This window comes from Rhizobium sp. NLR10b (genome assembly GCF_019685435.1).
Classification (GTDB): Bacteria; Pseudomonadota; Alphaproteobacteria; order Rhizobiales; family Rhizobiaceae; genus Rhizobium.
On record NZ_JABDWV010000001.1, the window covers coordinates 64,354 to 84,428 of the forward strand.

16 protein-coding genes are annotated in these 20,075 nt (G+C 62.0%); 5 read left to right on the forward strand and 11 right to left on the reverse strand.

Annotated features, from left to right (window positions below):
- The first annotated feature begins 37 nt into the window (after positions 1 to 37).
- Positions 38 to 1,240 (forward strand): multidrug effflux MFS transporter, encoded by a 1,203-nt coding sequence (locus HJB91_RS00290; protein ID WP_210632479.1) that lies wholly within the window; start codon positions 38 to 40, stop codon positions 1,238 to 1,240.
- 131 nt (positions 1,241 to 1,371) lie between these two features.
- On the opposite strand, the gene HJB91_RS00295 is transcribed toward HJB91_RS00290, so the two are convergent.
- From HJB91_RS00295 to HJB91_RS00315, 5 genes are all read right to left on the reverse strand, one after another.
- On the reverse strand, positions 1,372 to 2,409 hold the full coding sequence (locus HJB91_RS00295) for a LacI family DNA-binding transcriptional regulator (protein ID WP_210632480.1): 1,038 nt from the start codon (positions 2,407 to 2,409) through the stop codon (positions 1,372 to 1,374).
- A 119-nt stretch (positions 2,410 to 2,528) separates the two neighbouring features.
- Complete coding sequence (locus HJB91_RS00300; RefSeq protein WP_221144812.1) at positions 2,529 to 3,569, reverse strand: LacI family DNA-binding transcriptional regulator; 1,041 nt, start codon at positions 3,567 to 3,569, stop codon at positions 2,529 to 2,531.
- Between the two features lie 319 nt (positions 3,570 to 3,888).
- Complete coding sequence (locus HJB91_RS00305) at positions 3,889 to 4,188, reverse strand: hypothetical protein (RefSeq protein ID WP_210632482.1); 300 nt, start codon at positions 4,186 to 4,188, stop codon at positions 3,889 to 3,891.
- Positions 4,189 to 4,291: 103 nt separating this feature from the next.
- Positions 4,292 to 6,190 carry an ABC transporter ATP-binding protein gene (locus HJB91_RS00310; protein WP_221153272.1) on the reverse strand — a complete coding sequence of 633 codons (1,899 nt, stop codon included), beginning with the start codon at positions 6,188 to 6,190 and terminating at the stop codon, positions 4,292 to 4,294.
- A 230-nt stretch (positions 6,191 to 6,420) separates the two neighbouring features.
- A complete protein-coding gene (locus HJB91_RS00315) occupies positions 6,421 to 8,229 on the reverse strand; it encodes an ABC transporter ATP-binding protein (RefSeq protein ID WP_210632644.1) in 1,809 nt (602 codons plus the stop codon).
- Between the two features lie 274 nt (positions 8,230 to 8,503).
- Here HJB91_RS00315 and HJB91_RS00320 point away from each other — a divergent pair, with 274 nt between their 5' ends.
- Positions 8,504 to 9,121 (forward strand): flavodoxin family protein, encoded by a 618-nt coding sequence (locus tag HJB91_RS00320; protein WP_210632484.1) that lies wholly within the window; start codon positions 8,504 to 8,506, stop codon positions 9,119 to 9,121.
- Positions 9,122 to 9,477: 356 nt separating this feature from the next.
- Here the strand turns inward: HJB91_RS00320 and HJB91_RS00325 are convergent, their stop codons facing one another.
- The 4 genes from HJB91_RS00325 to HJB91_RS00340 are packed head-to-tail and all read right to left on the reverse strand — an operon-like array spanning position 9,478 to position 13,210.
- The gene (locus tag HJB91_RS00325; protein ID WP_210632645.1) at positions 9,478 to 10,251 is read right to left on the reverse strand and encodes an ABC transporter permease; all 774 of its coding nucleotides are present in this window, start codon (positions 10,249 to 10,251) and stop codon (positions 9,478 to 9,480) included.
- Positions 10,235 to 11,065: an ABC transporter ATP-binding protein gene (locus HJB91_RS00330; RefSeq protein WP_210632485.1), complete on the reverse strand. Its 831-nt coding sequence runs from the start codon at positions 11,063 to 11,065 to the stop codon at positions 10,235 to 10,237. The genes HJB91_RS00325 and HJB91_RS00330 overlap by 17 nt, the downstream gene beginning before the upstream one ends.
- A gap of 12 nt (positions 11,066 to 11,077) precedes the next feature.
- Positions 11,078 to 12,079 carry an ABC transporter substrate-binding protein gene (locus HJB91_RS00335; RefSeq protein ID WP_210632486.1) on the reverse strand — a complete coding sequence of 334 codons (1,002 nt, stop codon included), beginning with the start codon at positions 12,077 to 12,079 and terminating at the stop codon, positions 11,078 to 11,080.
- A gap of 48 nt (positions 12,080 to 12,127) precedes the next feature.
- Positions 12,128 to 13,210 carry a 4-oxalomesaconate tautomerase gene (locus HJB91_RS00340; RefSeq protein WP_210632487.1) on the reverse strand — a complete coding sequence of 361 codons (1,083 nt, stop codon included), beginning with the start codon at positions 13,208 to 13,210 and terminating at the stop codon, positions 12,128 to 12,130.
- Positions 13,211 to 13,324: 114 nt separating this feature from the next.
- Here HJB91_RS00340 and HJB91_RS00345 point away from each other — a divergent pair, with 114 nt between their 5' ends.
- The 3 genes from HJB91_RS00345 to HJB91_RS00355 all read left to right on the forward strand — a co-directional run bounded on the left by HJB91_RS00345 (position 13,325) and on the right by HJB91_RS00355 (position 17,976).
- Positions 13,325 to 14,221: a LysR family transcriptional regulator gene (locus HJB91_RS00345; protein ID WP_064707350.1), complete on the forward strand. Its 897-nt coding sequence runs from the start codon at positions 13,325 to 13,327 to the stop codon at positions 14,219 to 14,221.
- A 351-nt stretch (positions 14,222 to 14,572) separates the two neighbouring features.
- Positions 14,573 to 15,979 carry an FAD/NAD(P)-binding protein gene (locus HJB91_RS00350; RefSeq protein ID WP_221153273.1) on the forward strand — a complete coding sequence of 469 codons (1,407 nt, stop codon included), beginning with the start codon at positions 14,573 to 14,575 and terminating at the stop codon, positions 15,977 to 15,979.
- 68 nt (positions 15,980 to 16,047) lie between these two features.
- Positions 16,048 to 17,976, forward strand: a complete 1,929-nt coding sequence (locus HJB91_RS00355) for a PAS domain-containing sensor histidine kinase (protein WP_210632489.1) — start codon at positions 16,048 to 16,050, stop codon at positions 17,974 to 17,976.
- Between the two features lie 5 nt (positions 17,977 to 17,981).
- On the opposite strand, the gene HJB91_RS00360 is transcribed toward HJB91_RS00355, so the two are convergent.
- Complete coding sequence (locus HJB91_RS00360; RefSeq protein ID WP_221153274.1) at positions 17,982 to 19,175, reverse strand: acyltransferase; 1,194 nt, start codon at positions 19,173 to 19,175, stop codon at positions 17,982 to 17,984.
- Positions 19,176 to 19,317: 142 nt separating this feature from the next.
- Positions 19,318 to 20,073 (reverse strand): SURF1 family protein, encoded by a 756-nt coding sequence (locus tag HJB91_RS00365; protein WP_210632491.1) that lies wholly within the window; start codon positions 20,071 to 20,073, stop codon positions 19,318 to 19,320.
- Positions 20,074 to 20,075 lie beyond the last annotated feature (2 nt).

The window sequence follows — 20,075 nt, forward strand, 5'->3', positions numbered from 1 at the left end:
CGGCGCATCCGCTGCGCTTTTACGAAAGATCACCATTATGACGGCTTCCTTCTTTCGCATTGCCCTCATTCTCGGCCTGTTGTCGGCCATCGGTCCCTTTGCCATCGACATGTATCTGCCTGCGCTGCCCTCCATCGGCCAGGACCTGCATGCCGACAACAGCGTCACGCAACTGACCCTGCTCGCTTTCTTTATCTCCTTTGCGCTTGCGCAGCTCGTCTACGGGCCGCTGTCGGACATGTGGGGCCGCAAGCTGCCGCTCTATCTCGGTATCGGCCTCTTCGCCGTCGCGTCGATCGGTTGCGCATTTGCGACCGATATCGAAACGCTGATCGCCTTCCGTTTCGTCCAGGGCATCGGCGGTGCCGCCGGCATGGTCATTCCCCGGGCCATCGTCCGCGACATGCATACCGGCGTCCAGGCCGCGCGGCTGATGTCGCTGCTGATGCTGGTCTTCTCGATCTCGCCGATCCTGGCGCCGCTGACGGGCAGCGCCGTCATCGAGCTCTCCGGCTGGCGCGGCGTATTCTGGGCCGTGACCGGCGCCGCGGTGATCGGCCTTGTCCTGCTTTCCACCCAGCTCGAGGAAACCCGCCCGGCCGAGGAGCGCAACGGCAGCGGCCTCGGCAGCGCCATGAAGGCCTATCGTCTGCTGCTCGCCGACCGCAATTTCCTGACGCTGACTTTCATCGGCGGCCTCGGCATTTCGAGCTTCCTCGTCTATCTCGCCAACTCTCCTTTCGTGCTGATCCAGCATTACGGGCTCACGCCGACCGAATACAGCTTCGCCTTCTCGATCAATGCCGTATCCTTCTTCGCGGTATCGCAGGCGACGGGCTGGCTCGGGGAGCGGTTCGGTCTGGTGCGCGTCATGCGGATTGCCGTCAGCGCCTTTGCGCTGGCCATGATCGTCATGGCGGTGGTGATGGCTTCAGGCTTCAACCAGCTGCCTGTTATGGCGACCTTCCTGTTCATCGGCTACGGCTTCCTCGGCCTCGTCATTCCAACGAGCGCGGTGCTTGCCCTTGAAGATCACGGCGCGATCGCCGGCACCGCCTCGTCGCTGATGGGCACGCTGCATTTCGTGATTGCCGCCGTCGCCATGGTTGTATCGAGCCTGTTCTTCGATGGCACCGCCGTTCCAATGGCCGCGGGCATCGCGCTTTGTGCCTTCTCGGCCTTCGTGCTGACCCAGGCGACGATCGGTCGCCGCGTCGCCGCCGCCGCCGCCGCCGAATAGCCGGAAACAGGCCGCACCCGGCAACGAGTGCGGCCATGCCATCTTTCTACAATGCCCATTGTCGGCGAGCCGATCGAGAGCATCAGGCAGCCTCAAGCCGGCCCTGCTGAATCTTTGCCTATAGACGGGGTTCAGCCCGCCAGTGTGAAGGCGTCGCTTTCGCCTGGAACGAGTTCCATCGGCCAGATCCTGTTGCGCGCGCCCTGCGGATAATGGTCGGCATAGGCCGGCATGGTGGCGAGCAGGGTTTCGCCGAGTTGGGCGCCGAGATCGCGCAGCGACATGCGGAAGGAGGTCAGCGTCGGCTGCAGGAAATGTGTGCGCGATTCTTCGCGGAAACCGACGACGGCAAGGTCGCGCCCGGGCACGATGCCGGCTTCCGCAAGCCGCCGGTACAGTCCGATCGCCATCAGTTCGTGGATCAGGATGATTGCGGTCGGCCTCTCTTCGATCATCAGCAATTCGTGGCCGGCCTGATAGCCGCCCTGTTCACTCGACTTCACACGGATGACGAGGGCGGGGTCGAAGGGAATGCCGTGCCGTTTCAGCGCCTGACGGTAACTGTCGAGGAAGATGTAGCCGAGATTGATGTCGGAGGAGGGGGCCGCCACCGCAATCCGCCGGTGGCCTTTGGCGACGAGTCGGTCGACGCCGCGCGCCGCCACGCCCTCGAAATCGAGATCCATCCAGGTATAGCTGCCGCCGGACGCACTGCGGCCGAGCGCCACGAATGGGATGCGGGCCTTTTCCAGAAACTCGATGCGCCGGTCGGTGCGCCGCGTCGCCGAGATGATCAGCGCATCGACGAGCCGGCGCGCCACCATGCGCTTCAGATATTCATGCGGGTCCTCGTCATCGGGGCAGGGCAGCATGACCAGATCGAGCTTGTGGCGGGAAAAGACGCTCTGCAGCCCGTCGGTGACGCCGAGGAAGAAGTCGTCGCTGTTCTCGACCGTCTCGCGGCTGACCTCGAGCATCAGCCCGATGACGTTGGTCATGCCCTGGCGCAGGCTGCGGCCCGACTGGTTGGCGACATAACCGAGTTCTTCGGCGGCGGCCAGCACGCGCCGGCGCGTGTCTTCATTGACATCCGGCTTGCCGTTCAACGCCCGGGACACCGTCCCGATCGAAATGTCGAGGTGCTCGGCGAGCTGGCGAATTCCTTTCATCTGCAGCGATCTTCCTCCCTGACGACGCCGCCCAAATGCGCAAAGAACGTAACGCCTCGATCCCAGTGTCCGGTCCTTCTTGCCACAGGATTGCGCCCGCGAAAAGCCAGGGAGAGACGTCAGGGCTTGAAGCTCTGGCGGATGATGAGTTCCGGAATGACGCGTTCGTAAGCCGGGGGCGAGTCCGGGTTTTCGAGCCGCCGCTCCATCAGATCGACGGCGCGCTGCGCCATGACCACCGGGTCCTGGCGGAAGGTGGTCAGCTGATAGCTCAGCCAGGAGGATTCCGGCACGTCGTCGAAACCGATGACGGCGATATCCTCCGGAATGCGCAGCCGCGCTTCCAGGCGCGCGACATCCATCAATCCGAAGGCGATCAGGTCGTTGGCGCAGAAGATGGCGTCCGGCTTCATTCTTTTGGATAAGAGGGCGCGGCCGGCGGTGACGCCGCCCTGATAATCCGAATCGTCGCCGCGTGCGACGACGACCGATGCACCGAGCGACTTGGCTGCCGAAACGAAGGCGCTTTCGCGCTCCATGATAGCAGGCGTTCCCGAGTTGGAGCCGATCACTGCCAGCTGACGCCTGCCGCTTTCATAAAAGGCCGTCGCCGCCTTGCGCGAGGCTTCGGAATTGCCGGCGCGCACATGGTCGGCGTCGGGCTCCGAGCGGCCGATGACGACGAGCGGCTGGCCGTTGCGCTGGGCGAGTTCGAGGAAACTCGCCGGCGGCGAGCCGGACAGGATGATGATCGCCTCGGCGCGGTGGCCGATCAGCATCTTCTGGGCGGCGAGCAGTTCGTCTTCCGTCTGGCCGGTGTTGATCAGAATCGGAATGCTGCCGCGCCGGATCAGGGCTTTGGCAAGGGCGGCGGCCAGATGCGCGCGAAAACCCACCTCCGGCCGTGTGGCGACCATGCCGACGAGGCGGCTTTGATTGGCAAGCACGCCGCGCGCCAGATCATTGACGTGATAGCCGAGCTCTTCGGCGGCCCGCAGCACTTTCTCGCGCGTTGCAGGCGCAACGCTCGCGCCTGGCGTAAAGGTGCGCGAGACAGCCGAGCGCGAAACGCCCGCCATTTGCGCCACCTGTTCGGCGCTGACGAAACGCATGCGCTCTTTTCTCAGCACCTTGCCGCCGTTCACGGGACCATCATCCATCGGCTCTCAACTATTGCGCGTCTCTGACAGCCGGATGACAGGCGGCGGGATGGGCGGGATCTTTTGCGTGCTGTTCGTTGGCGTGCCGGCTCACGCTAAGACCGCTCCCCACAAGGGGGAGGGGCTAAGCCACGGTCTCGGCGGCGATCAAAGAAGAGATCTTGTTGGACTTTTACGTGAAACGGTGCGGCATGGAGGGGGTCTTCGGCCCGGACGAGCGGCCGGGATGTCGCACAAAAAACCGAGGCTGCGGGACGCAGCCTCGGCTGGAGGCAAACCGGCGGCGATTAAAACCAATGCCGCTGCAAGAATTCAGGGGCTATTCGCAGACCCGCACGGTTTCGGTATGGTAATAGCCGTCATAGCGGTTGCGGACGTCGCGGTCCTCATACCAGCACCTCGGCGCCGGCTCGACATAACGAGGGCCTTCATCGACGTAGCGAGGGCCGCCATTGGCGAGTGCGCCGCCGATCAGGCCGCCGACGACACCTGCCGCGACGCCGCCGGCGATGATCCGGCCGGTATTGTCGTGATGATGGTGGTCACGCGCCGCAGCAGGCTGAATAGCCGATCCAACAAGGGCCGTCGCGATCAACAGGCTGCTAATAATTCTCTTCATGACATTCTCCTCAGTGGCACTTGCCCCGGATAAGAGGGAAATGCGGCAGGAACGCGTTTGTTCGTTCAATCTTTACGACACGCGTTAACGCAAGTCATCCCCATCAAGTTGCCGGCCCCGCCGCCGTCGTCTCTTCCAGCACGTCCTCGGGAATATCGTCGAACGAGGCGTAGTTGAGATTGTAGAGTCTGGAATAGAGCTTGCCGTTCTTCATCAGCTGGCGGTGGTCGCCGCTTTCGATGATTTCGCCGTTCTGCAGCACGATGATGCGGTCGGCTTCGCGGATCGTCGCCAGGCGATGGGCGATGACGAGGCCGGTGCGGTTTTCGAGCAGCTTCACCAGCGCCTTCTGGATCAGCATCTCGGTATAGCTGTCGATATTGGCGGTTGCCTCGTCGAGCACGAGGATCTTCGCATCCGCCACAAGGGCGCGGGCAAAGCTCAAAAGCTGGCGCTGGCCGAGCGAGAGATTGCCGCCGCGCTCGCCGAGAATGCTGTCATAGCCATCGGGCAGGCGCATGACGAAATCATGCGCGCCGACGGCCCTGGCCGCCTCGATCACCTGTTCGCGCGTCGCTTCCAGCTTATGGTAGCGGATGTTTTCGAAGACGGTGCCGGTGAAGAGGAAGGGTTCCTGCAGCACCATGGCGATCTGCGCTCCGAGCGAATCCTGGGTCAGGTCACGCACGTCGTGGCCGCCGACCAGCACCTGGCCTTGCTGCACGTCGTAGAAGCGATGGATTAGCGACATGCAGCTCGATTTGCCGGAGCCCGTCGGCCCGACCATCGCCACCGTCTCACCGGGATTGACCTTGAAGCTCACATGTTTCAGCACCGGATGCTTCGGATTGTAGCCGAAGACGACATCCTTGAATTCCACCGAGCCGTCCATGTCGCGCGACAGGGTCTTGGCGTCAGGCGCGTCCTTGATGTCGACGGGGACGTCGAGCACTTCGGTCAGCCGCTGGCCCGAAGCCATGGCGCGCTGCATCACCGAATATTGCAGGGTCAGCGAGCGGATCGGGTCGAAGAAGCGCTGGATATAGAAGAGGAAGGCGACGAGCACGCCGACATCGAGCGCCTGGTTGAGAACGCGGGCGCCGCCGACGACGATGACGAGCGCCATCGCCACGCCGGTCAGGCTGTCGACGATCGGCACCATCACCTGGGCATAACGCGCGGCCGTCAGATGCGTTTTGAGATTGGCATGCGCCTTGTCGTCGTAGAGCGTGAAGTTGACGCCCTGCCGGTCCATGCTCTGGACGGCGCGCACGCCGTGGATCGCTTCGGCAAGCGCGCCGTTGGCGACCGAATTGGTCTCGTGCGCGGCCATGAAGGACTTGCGGGCGAGCGGCAGCCAGAACAGCCGGACGACGAACAGCACCGGCAGCACCGAAAGCGTCAGCAGCCCCAGCTTGAAATCGAGATAGAGCATCACGAAGACGATGCCGAAGAGCAGCACGATGTCGCCGACGGACAGCACCGAGGTTTCGAGGAATTCCTGCATCGAGTTGACGTCGCCCTGCAGGCGCGACATCAGCCGCCCCACTTCGGTCTTGTCCATGAAGGAGAGCGAGACGCGCTGGAGATGCGAAAACATCGCCTTGCGGATGTCGAAGAGCACCTCTTCCGCGACATTGCCGACCAGCGTCTCCTGCGCGTAGCTTGCCGCATAATTGATAAGGATGGCGATGGTGAAGGCGGCAACAGCCCAGATCAGCGCCGCATGATTGCCGCCCGGCGACATGCCGTGATCGATGGCGTAACGGATGATCAGCGGGATCAGCAATTGCATCGTCGTGAAGGTCAGCACGGCGACAACAGCCCAGAGGACCTGGGTGCGGTAGGGGCGAACGAAAGCCCAGATGCGCTTGATGATGTTGCCGTCGAAGGCCTTGCCGAACATTTCCTCCTCGACGCGATGCGAACCGACCACCGCCCGCGGCGGACGGCGCCCATCCTCGCGAACGTCGGGACGCTCTGTTTCCAGTTCCTCGGCCATGTCTTTCCTCCTGCGGCCATCATGTCAGGTGGCCAGCACGTTCATTGCGTGTCCCCTTCTCCCCAGCGGGGGGTCCGAAGGACGGTGCCCGAAGGGCGGATGGGGGGGCCGCACGGCACGCCCTCTTTGCCCTTCGCTTCCGCTCAGGGCACTCGTCGCTGTCGCTCCTCGCCCTCTTCGCCTCGCTTTGCTCGGCACTTCTCCCCAGTGGGGAGAAGAGAGGCATCTCATCACGCGCTCAACACCTCGTCGCCCGGCCGCACCTGCAGATCGTAGAGCGCCTTGTAGCGCCCGCCGAGCGAAAGCAGCGCCTGATGCGTGCCGCGCTCGACGATCCGTCCGTCTTCGACGAACAGGATCAGGTCGGCATGCATAAGCGAGCTCAGGCGATGGGCAACGATGATGGTCACCCGGTCGGCGGCGTAGCGGCGCATGGCGCTGCGGATGCGCTGCTCGGTGGCCGCGTCGATTGCCGCCGTCGAATCGTCGAACACCATCACCGCCGGCTTCAGCATCAGGGCGCGGGCGATCGAAAGACGTTGGCGCTGTCCGCCGGAGAGCGACACGCCGCGCTCGCCGACGACGGTGCCGTAACCGGTGGGAAGGCCGAGCACGTAATTGTGCAGTTGAGCGCTTTCGCTGGCGCGTTCGATGCGGCTTTCCTTGGCCCAGGGGTCGCCATAGGCGATGTTGTTCTCGATCGTCGTCGTGAACAGGAAGGAATCCTGCTGCACGACGGCGACAGCCCGGCGCAGCGACTGCAGTGTCGCCTTGCGGATGTCCTGGCCGTCGATGGTAATCCTGCCGCCGCTGACATCGTAGAAGCGCGGGATCAGATGGGCGATGGTCGACTTGCCGCTGCCGGGAGGGCCGACGATGCCGATCGTCTGGCCGCGCCTGGCTTCAAGGGAGACATCATGGAGCACGGTGCGCTTTTCCGAGCCGGGATAGGCGAAGCTGACATTCTCGAAGCGCAGCACGCCCTCCGTCACCGCCAAATCCGTCGCGTCCGGCGCATCCTTGATCGCGATGTCGAGGTCGAGCAGAGCAAAGAGCCGCGAGCCGCAGGTGGAGGCGCGGGCAAAGGCATTGACCATCAGGCCGAGCTGGCGCACCGGCATCTGCAGGATGGTCATGAAGGTCAGGAACGAGGCGAGCGTGCCGACGGTGATCTCGCCCGACATGACCTTGCCGCCGCCGACCCAGAGCACGAGGCCCATGGCGGCGAAGAAGGAGAAGGTCATGGCGCTGGTGTTGACGACGCGGATGCCGACCCGCTGATGCGCAAGCGCCAGCGCGTTCTTCGAGGCGGCCTCGAACTTCGACAGTTCGTGTTCCTGGGCGGCAAAGGCCCGCACGACGCGAATGCCGCCGAGATTCTCCTCCATGATCCGGGTCAGCACCGACAGCCGCTCCTGGAGGTCGAGCCAGGTGGCCCGCAGCCTGAGCTGCGTCACCGAGGAGCGCCAACCGACGAAGGGCACGAAGGAGAGCGCCAGCAGCCCGAGCACGACATCTGTCGACAGCAGCATATAGGCGCCGATGCCGATCAGGATCGACAGCAGGACCATGCGGACCAGCGCGGTGGAAAAATACATGCGCACGCCCTCGAGATCGAGCAGGCCGACGGTGATCAGGTCGCCGGAATGGACCGTATCGTGAAAGCTGAAGGAGAGGCGCTGGATTTTCTCGTAGCAGGCCAGGCGCAGCTCGTAGCCCATGTGGTGACCGACGGATTCGCTGAAATAGTTCTGCACCATGGTGAAGAGACCGCGCAGCACGCTGGCGCCGAGCAATAGCAACGCCGTGGTCAGAAGCGCGTCTTGCGCCGCCTGGCCGGCCGCACCGCCGCCCATCGCCATCTGCGTGTGGTCGACCGCCCGGCCAAGAAGGCGGGGGATCATCAGCTGGAAGGTGGAGGCGATGAGGGTGGCGCCAATCGCCAAGCCGGCCTGCCAGGGATGGCGGAAGGCCATCACGGTGATGCGCACCAGTGTATAGAGGCCTCGGCCCCAGCCTGCCGCAGTTGCAAGCGCCATCGAAGCCGAAGGCTTCGTCGCGCGTGTTGACGCATCGCTGCTCACGGTATTTTTCCAATAGATGTGGTGCTCGGACGCTGGCCCGAAAAGACGGCAAATCCATGAAGGGATTGATAGCACCGTCATTTTTGCCGATTCCAACTGGGCGTTCAAGTAAAGAATTCACCAACTGGTTATTTTTGCGTGAGGCCCTCACGCATCCCTCTCGGGAACTATCGGCGCGCGGGTGGGTTGCAGCAGCAAGGCCCGAGAGGCGCCCGTTACGGAGAGACCCATGCCGCTGAAAGCCCTTGCTCTCAACGCGACGCTGAAGACCAGCGACGCCAAGGATCCGTCATCGACCGACCGGATGATCGCTCTCATCGACAAGGCGATGTCCGAATACGGCGTCGTGACCGAAGTGCTCCGCCTTGCCGATTTCAACGTCAAGCCGGGCGTGAGCTCGGACGAGGGCGCCGGCGACGACTGGCCGGATATTCGCGCAAAGCTGCTCGACGCCGATATCCTGCTGATGGCGACGCCGATCTGGCTCGGCCAGCCGTCCAGCGTCTGCAAGCGGGCGCTCGAGCGCATGGACGCCTTCCTCGACGAGACAGACGATCAGGGCCGTATGGTGTCTTACGGCAGGGTGGCAGCCGTTGCCGTCGTCGGCAACGAGGACGGCGCCCATCATATCTCGGCCGAACTCTACCAGGCGCTCAATGATGTCGGTTTCACCATTCCGGCCAATGCCGTCGCCTACTGGGTCGGAGTAGCGATGGGTTCAACCAATTTCGTCGATCTCGACAAGGTGCCGAAGGTCGTGACCAAGGCCGTCAACATGTTGGCCCGCAACACGGCGCATTTGGCAGGTCTGTTGAAGGCGAAGCCATATCCGGGCGAGGGCGGCTGAGGCCAATCGCGGGCAGCGCTTCAAATATGCATTCAGTTTAACGCGTTAGATCGATTCGGCAATAAAGCTCTTGCCAGGGAGAATTGCCGCATGACCTACCTTCATCGACGCGTGACCGGCCGTTTATGCGTTGAAACTTCGATCAACCCCAGGTGCGGATGAAGCCGCAAAGGAGTTGCGATGACGGTTCAGGGACTTTTTGTGTGTCCGACCGATCGGATGATCTATCTCGTCGACAAGGCAACGGCGAATATTACGTTTCGTTCGAAGTCCTCTCGCTCAGAACGCTTGCGTTCTCCCTTTCTTGTGTAAGGGAGAACGCGTGCCGGTAGTTCTTTCGGTTGCCGCGACGATCGTCACGCCGGCCGTTCAGAAGCACTTGTTCGCCACTTGATGAGATGCTTCTCGGCGATGTCCAGAATGCTGTCGATGATCAAGACAAAGATCGCGAGGATCAGGATGCCCGCGAAGACGCCGACCGCATCAAAATTGCCTTCGGCCTGAGCGATCAGATAACCGAGCCCGGCGGAAGAGCCGAGATACTCGCCGATGATGGCCCCCACAACGGCGAAGCCCACCGAAGTACGCAACGACGACAGAATCCAGCTCGCCGCTGCCGGGAAATAGACATGGCGAAGCAGGTCCCTCCGATTGCCGCCCAAAATGCGGGCGTTCGACAGCACCACCGGGTTGACTTCGCGCACGCCTTGCATCGCGTTGAAGAACGTCACGAAGAATACCAACGTCACGGCGAGCGCCACCTTGGACCACAGCCCAAGGCCGAGCCAGAGCACGAAGATCGGCGCGAGCACGACGCGCGGTATTGCGTTCAGCCCCTTGATGAAGGGGTCGAGAATGCGCGCAGCCGAACGGCTGAGACCAAGCCACACGCCTGCGGCGACGCCGAGTGCCGTTCCGACGAGGTAGCCGAGCACGGTTTCTGTCAGCGTGATGGCGACGTGGCTATAGAAGTCGACGTCGGCCACCCAGGATAAGACCTGGTCGAAGATGTCGAGAGGAGCCGGGAAAAAGAAGACGTCTATGACGCCTGCCGCGACACCGAGCTGCCAGCCGCCGACAATTGCCACGAGCAGCACGATTTGAATGAGGCGTTCAGTCATGACGTTCATAGCTTTTCTCCACTTCACCGCGCAGCGATGACCAGATGTTGCGATAGAGATCCAGGAAGCGCGGATCGAGCTTGATTTCGGCGACATCACGCGGGCGTTCGAGGTTGACGGGGAAGCTGTCGATGACGCGCGAGCGCGGTCCGGCGGCAAGCACGACGACCCGATCGCCAAGGGCGATCGCCTCCTCGAGGTCGTGCGTTATCATCACCACTGCGCGCCGTTCCTCCTGCCAAAGCCGCAGCAGCTCGTTCTGCATCAGGTGGCGGGTATGGATATCGAGCGCGGAGAAAGGCTCGTCCATCAGGATCACCTTGGGGCCGGTGATCAATGCCTGTGCCATCTGCACACGCTTGCGCTGGCCGCCGGAAAGTTGATGCGGATATCGATGCTCGAACCCCTTCAATCCGACCTTCGCCAGCCATCTCATCGAGTGCTCCCGACGTTCGGCAGCTCCGACACCCTTGAACATGGGACCGAGTTCCACGTTCTCGATTGCGGTCTTCCACGGAAGCAGTGCGTCCTGTTGGAACAGGTAACCTATATCGGTCTGGACCCCGCGGACCGGCTGACCGTCGATGGAAACAGTGCCGCTGGCAGGCTTCAGAAGACCGGCAATTGCGTTAAGTATGGTGCTTTTGCCGCATCCAGTCGGTCCGACGATGGCCAGGAATTCGCCATCGGAGACGCTTAGATTAACCTCCTGCACCGCCACATAAGCACCGAAGGACATGGTGATTGCGTCGATGGAAACCATCGGCTTCGAATGATCCGGACGGTTGGTCGGGGGTGCAGTTTTCACGACGGCCAATTCCATGACCTCCTCCTATCAGTTGGCAGCGGCGTTCGGGACCTTGCCGACGAACTCGTTCGTGTAGGTTTTCGCTAGGTCGATTTCACCCGCGGCGACTTTGTCGTTAAAGCTCTTCAGGACGGCGAGCGGGATCTTGATGTCCTCCTCGTTAATGCGCCCGTCCTTCGAGAAGATCGCCTTGGCGTTCTCGACCGCCTTGACGTAGGTGTCACGATCGCCGGAAATGAACTCCTTCGGGAGCTTCTCCACGATTTCTTCCGCGGAGTGGCTGTTCATCCATTCGAGCGCTTTGACCGTCGCATTGGTGACCTTCTGGATCGTCTCGGGATTTTCCTCGATATAACTTTGCGTGGCATAGAGGACGGAGGTCGGGTAAATCCCGCCATAGATCGCTCTGGCACCGTCGTCGCTGCGCCCATCGATCAGGATCTTGCCGACGCCCTTGGCTTCGATGAACGTCGCAGCCGGATCGTAGTTGACGAGCAGGTCGACCTTCTGCTGTTCGAGCGCTGCGACGGCGGAAGAGCCGGAGCCAACACCGATCAGCGACACGTCGCTTGCGGACAAGCCGTTGCGCTGCAGGTAATAGCGAACAAAGAAATCGGAGGACGAACCCGGCGAGGTGATACCGATTTTTGCGCCTTTGATCGTTTCCGGCTTTGCCGGATCGAATTTGCTGCCCTTGCCGCCAGCCAATACGAGCCCTGAATTGCGGGCGAGCTGTACGAAGGCGACGACGGCCTTCTTCTGCGATTGCATCTGGATCGTATGATCGTAGAAGCCGACGGCGATGTCGGTTGAGCCGGCAACAAGCGCCTGAAGCGTCTTAGAACCGCCCGACGCAAAATTTTCTACGGTCACCTCCAGCCCTTCCTTTTCATAAAGGCCAAGCCCCTGGGCGACGGGAAACGGAAGATTATTGAGGTTGTAAGAGCCGACGCTGATACGGACCGGATCCGCAAGTGCGGAGCCGGCGAGCGCGACGGTTGCCGCGAGGGCGAGCATAAGCTTGCGCATGATGATATTCTCCTCCTGTTGTTGGCGCCCTCCTGGCGGCCAGAGCTATTATGCCGCGCAACCCAGTTGCGTGACAGGTTTTGCTAGCACATGTCCCTCGAACAGCCGGCGGGCGGTGCGAAGGATTCCGGCGACGGTCTTGCCGTCCCGTTCATACAGCTTGACGTCCAGGTGGCCGCTGGGGTGCTCGATGGAAAGAACAAGCGGAGGGGCCCTCCGGCCGATCAGAAGCGAAGCGACCGTATCCTTGGTGATGCAGGCTGTGGCAATTCCGACGGCGCCCGTGGTTGCCAGCGACGGATGACATTGATGCGGCATGAAATAACGTACGCTGAGGTCGCCTCCGGCCTTTGGCCGCGATATGAGCACCGGCTTTGGCGTTACCTGGTTGCGCACGTTTCCAAGGCCCATTCGTTCGCCAGCCGCAATCCGCAGCTCTTCCAGCCGTTCCAGCAATTCCCTGTCAGCATTGAGTTCGGCTGCCGATTCCAGGCCGGTTGCGCCGATCGAAACTGCCTCGATCAGGATCATCGGCATGGCGCAGTCGATGCAGGTGACAGCCACGCCGCCGATCAGGTCGATGGCTTTGCCGGTGGGAAAGAGCCGTCCGGTACGAGCTCCGGCTGCGTCCATGAAAGTAAGCGCAATTGGCGCGGCGCGCCCGGGCACTCCGTCGATTGCAGCTTCACCGAGATAGGAGACGCTGCCATTCGGAGTGGGAACTTCGGCCTCGATCAGCTTGCTGGTGTTGACGTTATGGATCCGAACGAGCGTCGTCTCTCCACGCACCGGAACCAGTCCAGCCTCGATGGCAAACGGGCCAACTGCGGCGAGCATGTTGCCGCAGTTCGGCGAGGTATCGACGATCTGTTGGTCGACTCGCACCTGGGCAAAGAGATAATCCACGTCTGCGCTGGGAACGCTGGCAGGTCCGATGATGGCGACCTTGCTGGTAACCGGGTTGCCGCCGCCAATTCCGTCGATTTGCAACGGATGACCCGAGCCCATGATCGACAGCAGAATCTTGTCACGCTGGTCGGTGTCCGCGGGAAGATCCCTGGCGAGGAAGAAAGGGCCTTTCGAGGTGCCTCCTCTCATCAGAACGCAGGGAATAGCCATCAGATCGTTCATCGGTTGTGCTTTCGCCGGAATTATGCCATCACCGTATCAATCGGCGTTGTTTGATCCGATTATTGGAAGAATTTTTTATTTGTAAAATGCTAAGATTTGAAGGATTGATGCGAAATGAGCATTAATTGTGAGATCCTCGACCTAAGAGCCTTCCTGAGCGTCGTAGAACTGGAGAGCTTCAATCGCGCGGCCGATGCCCTGCATATGTCGCAGCCTGCGTTGAGCCGCCGCATTCAAAAACTGGAGCAGGCCATCGGGGCACCGCTTCTGGAACGCACAACCAGGCATGTGTCAGCGACGGCCCTCGGGACGGAACTGGTGCCCCTCGTCCGACGCATGCTGGAGGAGTTCGATGGCTCCCTCTTTGCTGTGCGTGACGTTGGACCCAATCGAGGGGGGTTGGTGACTATCGCATGTCTTCCAACCGCGGCATTCTACTTCCTGCCTACGGTCATTCGCCAGTTCAATGAAGAATATCCGAACATCCGCTTTCGTATCCTCGATCTGCCTGCCACCGACGGGCTTCAAGCCGTGGCAAGCGGGGAAGTGGAATTCGGAATCAATATCATGGGCACCTCCGACCCGGACCTTACCTTCGAGCGGCTTGCGGAAGACCCATTCGTACTTGCAGCGCGCAAGGATCATCCTCTTGCAGCAAAACAATGGGTCGAGTGGGCGGAGTTAGAGCCTTATCACGTGATCACCGTTCATCGGTCGAGCGGCAACAGAACGCTGCTCGACGCGGCACTGGCAAAATCGAACATTAAGCTGCGCTGGTTCTATGAGGTAACTCATCTGTCTACCTCCCTTGGGTTGGTGGAGGCGGGCCTTGGGATTTCGGTGCTGCCTCGAATGGCAACCCCGCGAGAAGATCATCCGTTCCTGATCACCCGCCCTATTCGCAACCCCGAGATATCTCGAACGATCGGTGTGGTTCGCCGCCGCGGCGGCACCTTGTCGCCTGCGGCGGAGCGGTTTCTCAAGATGTTGATAGGCGTATGGGGAGCCTGATTGAACGGTGCCTTCAGGACCGTCCGAGCAGGCCGATCAGACTTGGCAAGCACGACCGCGGCGAAGGCAGCGGCATGGCCACTTCGGGAGAAGTCAAAAATCTTCTGCGGTATCAATGACTTAATCGCGTGTCTAACAAACCTCTTGCCACTTCCGGTTTTTGGCGCTTTCATACACGACTAGTTTAATAGACTATGGCGAGGGATCATGCCCTCGTTTTCTTGGGGGGCCTCGGTGAGGCCCGAGCTGCGGCGCGAATGGCCGCGTAACCCTCATCAACGCGTAAGCCGCTGTTTATGCGTTGAAACCTCGATCGAGCCCAGGCTGCGAATGAAGCGCAAAGGAGTTGCGATGACGGTTCAGGGACTTTTTTCCGGAAGGGCCAAGGCGGCGGCGCAGATCTCAGCCGTGCCGCGCATTGCGATCGTCGGGCGCGGCTTCTCCGGAATGATGACGGCCATTGCGCTGATGAAGACGCTGCGCGCACCTTTCCATCTGCAGTTGTTCGATCCGAATTCGTCGGTCAGTGGCGGCCAGGCGCTGGCCGCCGCCCGCGCCTCGACGATCCTCAACACCCGCGTGCGTGATCTCTCGGTTTCGGTCGGCGACAGCGACGATTTCAACGACTGGCTCTGTAGCAACGCCGCTTTCCGCGCTGCCGTACCGGCCGCCATTCCCGGTTTCCGGCAGATCTTCGTGCCGAAGGAGATCTTCAGCGATTACGTCTATCAGCGCTTTTCGGAAGCGCTCGCCGCACGCCGGGACATCACCGTCCAGGTCTGCAACGATCCTGTGGTGGCGATCCGCCGGAGCCATGGCAACCGCTTCCTGCTCGAAAGCGCCAATCCGGCCAATCCGCTGTTCGATACCGTGATTCTCGCCACCGGCTACGGCCTGGGTGAACCGGACGCCGGCGAGCCGGATCCTTCGCCGGTCAGGGCTCAGCGCCTTGTCGCGCGGCCGCATGCCGTGTTGCTCGGCAGCGGCATTCGCGTCGTCGATCAGTTGCTGCAGCTGCGCGATTCCGGTTTTGCCGGCCAGGTGACGATCATTTCGCGGCGCGGCTTCCTGCCCCAGAGCCATACGCCGAATTCCGCCGATCCGGTGTTTCCGGCCGAAGCGCTGCCGGAGAGCCTGCCCGACATCGTGCGCTTCATCCGCCAGGCCTGTCGCGAGGCGGAAGAGGAGGGGCGAAGCTGGCAATCGGTGATGAACGGGCTGAGGAAACATGCCCGCTCCCTGTGGAGATCGCTGCCGGCCCGCGACAAACATCAGTTCAACCGCCATTTGCGGGCAATCTACGACAGTCACCGCAATCGCCTGCCGGAGGCCATGCACCTGCGCCTGAAACGCGAGCTTGCCGAAGGCCGCACGGTGCTGCGCCGCGGCCGGGCCGGCCGCCGGGGCCTGAGCGGTCTGTTCTTCACGCCGGCCGGCTCCTCTGTCGAGGAGGTCATCCATGCCGAGCGCATCATCGACTGCCGCTGCCGGGCGCCGGATCTTTCCGCGCCGCTGATGCAGAGCCTGTTTTCCGCCGGCCTCGCCATGCCGGACGAACTTTCGCTCGGACTGGCAGTCAATGCGCGCGGCGAGCCTTTCCTGGAGGACGGCTCGACGGTCGCCGGACTTTTTGCCGTCGGCCCGCTCGGCCTCGGCAGCCTGCCCGATATCGATCTCGTGCCGGAGATCGTCTCGCAGGCTTATGCAGCCGCCGAGCGTATCGGTGAGCGGTTCCATCCGCAGGTCAGGGCGGTGTGAAAAAGTGTGATATTTTGGAACCTTCTGCCTGATGCCGCGTTATGAGCGCTGGTAACCGAGAGGGGCAGATGGAAGTGCTGGATCGACATGATACGTCTCTTGACGAAGAGGGGCGCTTTCGTCTTCTGGTCGATGCCATCACCGACTACGCCATCTACATGCTGAGCCCGGAAGGCATCGTCACCAGCTGGAATACCGGCGCTCAACGTTTCAAAGGCTACAAACCTTCGGAGATTCTCGGCGAGCATTTTTCCCGTTTCTATGTGGATGAGGATCGCGCCGCGGGTATCCCCGAGCGCGCGCTCGCCACGGCGATGGAAGAGGGCCGGTATGAGGGGGAGGGCTGGCGCCGGCGCAAGGACGGCAGCCGCTTCTGGGCGCATGTGGTCATCGATCCGATCCGCCACCCCTCCGGCGAACTGGTCGGCTTTGCCAAGATCACCCGCGATCTGACCGAACGCAGGGCCGCCGAACACGCGATCCGCCAGAGCGAGGAGCAGTTTCGCCGTCTGGTTCAGGGCGTTTCGGACTATGCGATCTACATGCTCGATCCCGACGGCAATGTCAGCAGCTGGAATTTCGGCGCCGAGCGCATCAAGGGTTATCGGCCTGATGAAATCATCGGCCGGCATTTCTCGACCTTCTATACGCCCGAGGATCGCGCGGCCGGCCTGCCGGAGAAGGCGCTCCGCGTCGCGCGCGCCGAAGGCCGGTTCGAAAGGGAAGGCTGGCGTGTCCGCAAGGATGGCAGCCGTTTCTGGGGCAGCGTCGTCGTCGACGCTATCCGCGACGAAGATGGCGAAGTGCTCGGTTTCGCCAAGATCACCCGCGACATCACCGAAAAGATGGAAACGCAGCGGGCGTTGGAGCAGGCGCGCGAAGAGCTTTTCCAATCGCAGAAGATGGAGGCGATCGGCCAATTGACCGGCGGCATCGCCCATGATTTCAACAATCTGCTGATGGCCGTGCTCGGCAGTCTCGAACTCCTGAAGAAGCGCATGCCACAGGACCGCTCGCTGACTTCGCTGGTCGACAATGCCATGCAGGGCGCCCAGCGGGGTGCTGCCTTGACGCAGCGCATGCTTGCCTTTTCCCGCCGGCAGGAGCTGCACATAGAGCCGATCGACGTCTCGGGCCTGGTGCGCGGCATGATGGACATTCTGAGCCGGTCGCTCGGCCCCCTCACCACGATCGAGACTTCCTTCCCGATCAGGCTGCCGACAATCCTCACCGACCCCAACCAGCTGGAGATGGCGATCCTCAATCTCGTTGTCAACGCGCGCGACGCCATGCCTTCCGGCGGCCGCATCATGCTTCGCGCGTCCGAGGAAACGATAACCGCAGGCAAGGGGCCACTGTCGGCCGGCCGCTATATAAGAATAGCAGTGATCGATGAAGGCGAGGGCATGGATGCGAAGACGCTGGAGCAGGCGGTCACACCGTTCTTCACCACCAAGGGTGTCGGTAAGGGCACCGGCCTCGGCCTTTCCATGGTGCAGGGTCTCGCAAGCCAGTCCGGCGGCCGGCTCCTCCTCAAGAGCACGCTGGGCGAAGGCACGACGGCCGAGCTATGGTTTCCTGTCGTCATTGCCGAGCAGACTGCCGAAGCACCGGCCGACACGCCGCAAAAACCGGATAACCCGCCGCAGGGGCTGCGCATCGTCGCCGTCGATGATGACGGGCTGGTCCTGATGAATACGACGCTGATGCTGGAGGATCTCGGCCACACCGTTTTCGAGGCCATGGCCGGTCCAGAGGCGCTCGACATTCTGCGCAAAGAGCAGGTCGATCTGGTCATCTGCGATCATGCCATGCCGCGGATGACGGGAGCGCAACTCGCCGAGGCGATCCGCAGCGAGTGGCCTGAGATGCCGATCATTCTCGCCACCGGTTACGCCGATCTGCCCGACGGCGACGGCGCCGCCAATCTGCCCCGCCTGGGCAAGCCCTTCTCGCAGGCGCAGCTTGCCGAAGCGATCAGCCGGATCGCTTGTTGACCGCTCTAGGCGCGAAGCTTCTCGTCACCATTATCCTGAAGGGCAGTGCGGCCGGCTCCGAGTTCAGAGGTCGTCGGAATTTGCTGTTTACCCGTCGCGCCCGGAGTTGCGCCGTCCAGCAGGCGCTTTTCGGTCTCTTGCAGGTCGACGATCGCCTGTTCGATCGTCTCAGCCGGAGTTTCCCGCGCGGCTGCGCGCCACCGATGATGCTGCCACAAGCCGACGAGCAGGCGTCGGCTCGGAACTTCTATCGTCTCATGAATGAACCATGCTCCTGCCGCCGCAACAAAAAGCGCCACCAGGATGAGCGCCGGTTCCGGCATCAGAGCCTCGAAAGCCCGGCCTACAAGGAACATGATGGGGACGTGGAAAAGATAGAGCGAAAAGCTGATCGCGCCGAAGAACCGCACGGGTGGCGCTGCCAGGACATGGGCTGCGATGGGAGGCTGTCGAGCGACCAGCGCCACGATTATGGCTGCGGCGGCCGCGCTTTGCAGGCTCCAGAATTCAGGGGAGAAATCAGGCAAGACATGCCTGTAGGTGAAGAACACCGCCAGAAGGAACAGGGTGAAAGCGCCCGTGAGGGGGGATGGCGTCCACCTATCCCAGTGGGGATGCATCGCCCCGGCAAGGGCGCCGAACAGAAAATAGGGGAGCTTGGAAAGAAGCAGTATGCCTGGTCCCGGCAGCTCAAGCAGACCATCCACCACGACCAGCACCGCCAAACCTGCGATCCCACCGCTATAGCGCTGCGGGCAGGTCAAGCAGAGCCAAAGGATCGGGAAGAACAGATAGAATTGAATTTCGGGTGGAATTGACCAGAAAACGCCGCTTGAGCCTAGAAGAAAGACGTGGCGGAGAAATTCCGTGCCGCCGGTGATCGGCTGAACGAAATTGAGATCTTGCGTGCTCGACAGCATTGCCACGAGCAGGACGGCAACCAGATAGACCGGATAGATACGGGCAAAGCGGCTCACCAGAAAATCCAGGACATTTTCTCTGGTCACCGGCCGCGCGCCATAGAGATGGGCCATCAGAAAGCCGCTGAGGGCGAAGAACAGGCCAACGGCTTCGCTGCCCATCGTCATGTTACGCAAGGCTGTATTCGGAAAGATGAGCCCGATATGCGCCTGCACGACCAGAAGCGCGGCGACACCGCGCAGACCATCGAGACTGGGGATGTAATCCGGCCGGCTCATGTGCAACTTTGAAATGTTCTGTTGAGGCAAGCAGTATCGCACATCGCTTTACAAGAGATTAAGCCGGCGCGCGCAAACTGCCGGCGTGCAACTGTTGCTTGCCGGAGCGCTCGCGCCCTTGCAAAGCGACAGCGAGGCCGGCCTACGCTCGGCCTCTTCCGATCTCGCCGCGAACAACAAACACCAGCAATGCCAGCACCATCACCGCCAGTCCGTACCAGGTGATCGCATAGACGAGATGGTTGTTGGGAAAACGGATGACGGTGAGGCCGCCGACGGGCAGGCCCCCGGGATTTGCAGCGGCGTCGGCATCGATGAAATAGGGCGCGACCGCGCCGAGGCCGCGTTTTTGGGCGATCGCTGCGACATCGCGTGAATACCAACGGTCGGCGGCGACGTCGTTGGATTGGAGCAGCGATCCCTTCGGCTCGGTCATCCGCATCAGTCCGGTGATCTCGATCAGGCCCGATATCTGACCGTCGCGGCGCGACGCGGGGTCGCGCCTGTCCGTCGGCACGAAGCCGCGATTGACGAGGATGGCGGTGCCGTCGGCGAGCATCAGCGGCGTCATCACCCAATAACCCGGGCCGAGCACGGTCGAGGCGTAGACCAGCGTCTCCTTGCCGTTTGCCAGCATTCCCTCGACGGTCACCCGGCGATATTCGTCGCTGCCGGCATTGACCTTCCCCCAGTCGGCGCGCGCCGGGGCCGGCACGGCGGCGTCGTGCACGCGCTGGTCCACGCGGGCGATGAGGTCGCGCTTCCAGCCCAGGCGTTGAACCTGCCAGGTGCCGAGGCCAAAGAGGATGGCGGCAAGCAGCGTCAGGCAGACGGCGAAAAGCGCACGTTTTGCCCGGAAATGCTGTCTTTCCGATTTTTGCGTGGGGGCTTCGCTCATCG

Coding starts and splice junctions, on each gene's coding strand:
- HJB91_RS00290 (WP_210632479.1), top strand. CDS start 38: ATGACGGCTTCCTTCTTTCGCATTGCCCTCATTCTCGGCCTGTTGTCG.
- HJB91_RS00295 (WP_210632480.1), bottom strand. CDS start 2,409: ATGAAAGGAATTCGCCAGCTCGCCGAGCACCTCGACATTTCGATCGGG.
- HJB91_RS00300 (WP_221144812.1), bottom strand. CDS start 3,569: ATGGATGATGGTCCCGTGAACGGCGGCAAGGTGCTGAGAAAAGAGCGC.
- HJB91_RS00305 (WP_210632482.1), bottom strand. CDS start 4,188: ATGAAGAGAATTATTAGCAGCCTGTTGATCGCGACGGCCCTTGTTGGA.
- HJB91_RS00310 (WP_221153272.1), bottom strand. CDS start 6,190: ATGGCCGAGGAACTGGAAACAGAGCGTCCCGACGTTCGCGAGGATGGG.
- HJB91_RS00315 (WP_210632644.1), bottom strand. CDS start 8,229: ATGGCGCTTGCAACTGCGGCAGGCTGGGGCCGAGGCCTCTATACACTG.
- HJB91_RS00320 (WP_210632484.1), top strand. CDS start 8,504: ATGCCGCTGAAAGCCCTTGCTCTCAACGCGACGCTGAAGACCAGCGAC.
- HJB91_RS00325 (WP_210632645.1), bottom strand. CDS start 10,251: ATGAACGTCATGACTGAACGCCTCATTCAAATCGTGCTGCTCGTGGCA.
- HJB91_RS00330 (WP_210632485.1), bottom strand. CDS start 11,065: ATGGAATTGGCCGTCGTGAAAACTGCACCCCCGACCAACCGTCCGGAT.
- HJB91_RS00335 (WP_210632486.1), bottom strand. CDS start 12,079: ATGCGCAAGCTTATGCTCGCCCTCGCGGCAACCGTCGCGCTCGCCGGC.
- HJB91_RS00340 (WP_210632487.1), bottom strand. CDS start 13,210: ATGAACGATCTGATGGCTATTCCCTGCGTTCTGATGAGAGGAGGCACC.
- HJB91_RS00345 (WP_064707350.1), top strand. CDS start 13,325: ATGAGCATTAATTGTGAGATCCTCGACCTAAGAGCCTTCCTGAGCGTC.
- HJB91_RS00350 (WP_221153273.1), top strand. CDS start 14,573: ATGACGGTTCAGGGACTTTTTTCCGGAAGGGCCAAGGCGGCGGCGCAG.
- HJB91_RS00355 (WP_210632489.1), top strand. CDS start 16,048: ATGGAAGTGCTGGATCGACATGATACGTCTCTTGACGAAGAGGGGCGC.
- HJB91_RS00360 (WP_221153274.1), bottom strand. CDS start 19,175: ATGAGCCGGCCGGATTACATCCCCAGTCTCGATGGTCTGCGCGGTGTC.
- HJB91_RS00365 (WP_210632491.1), bottom strand. CDS start 20,073: ATGAGCGAAGCCCCCACGCAAAAATCGGAAAGACAGCATTTCCGGGCA.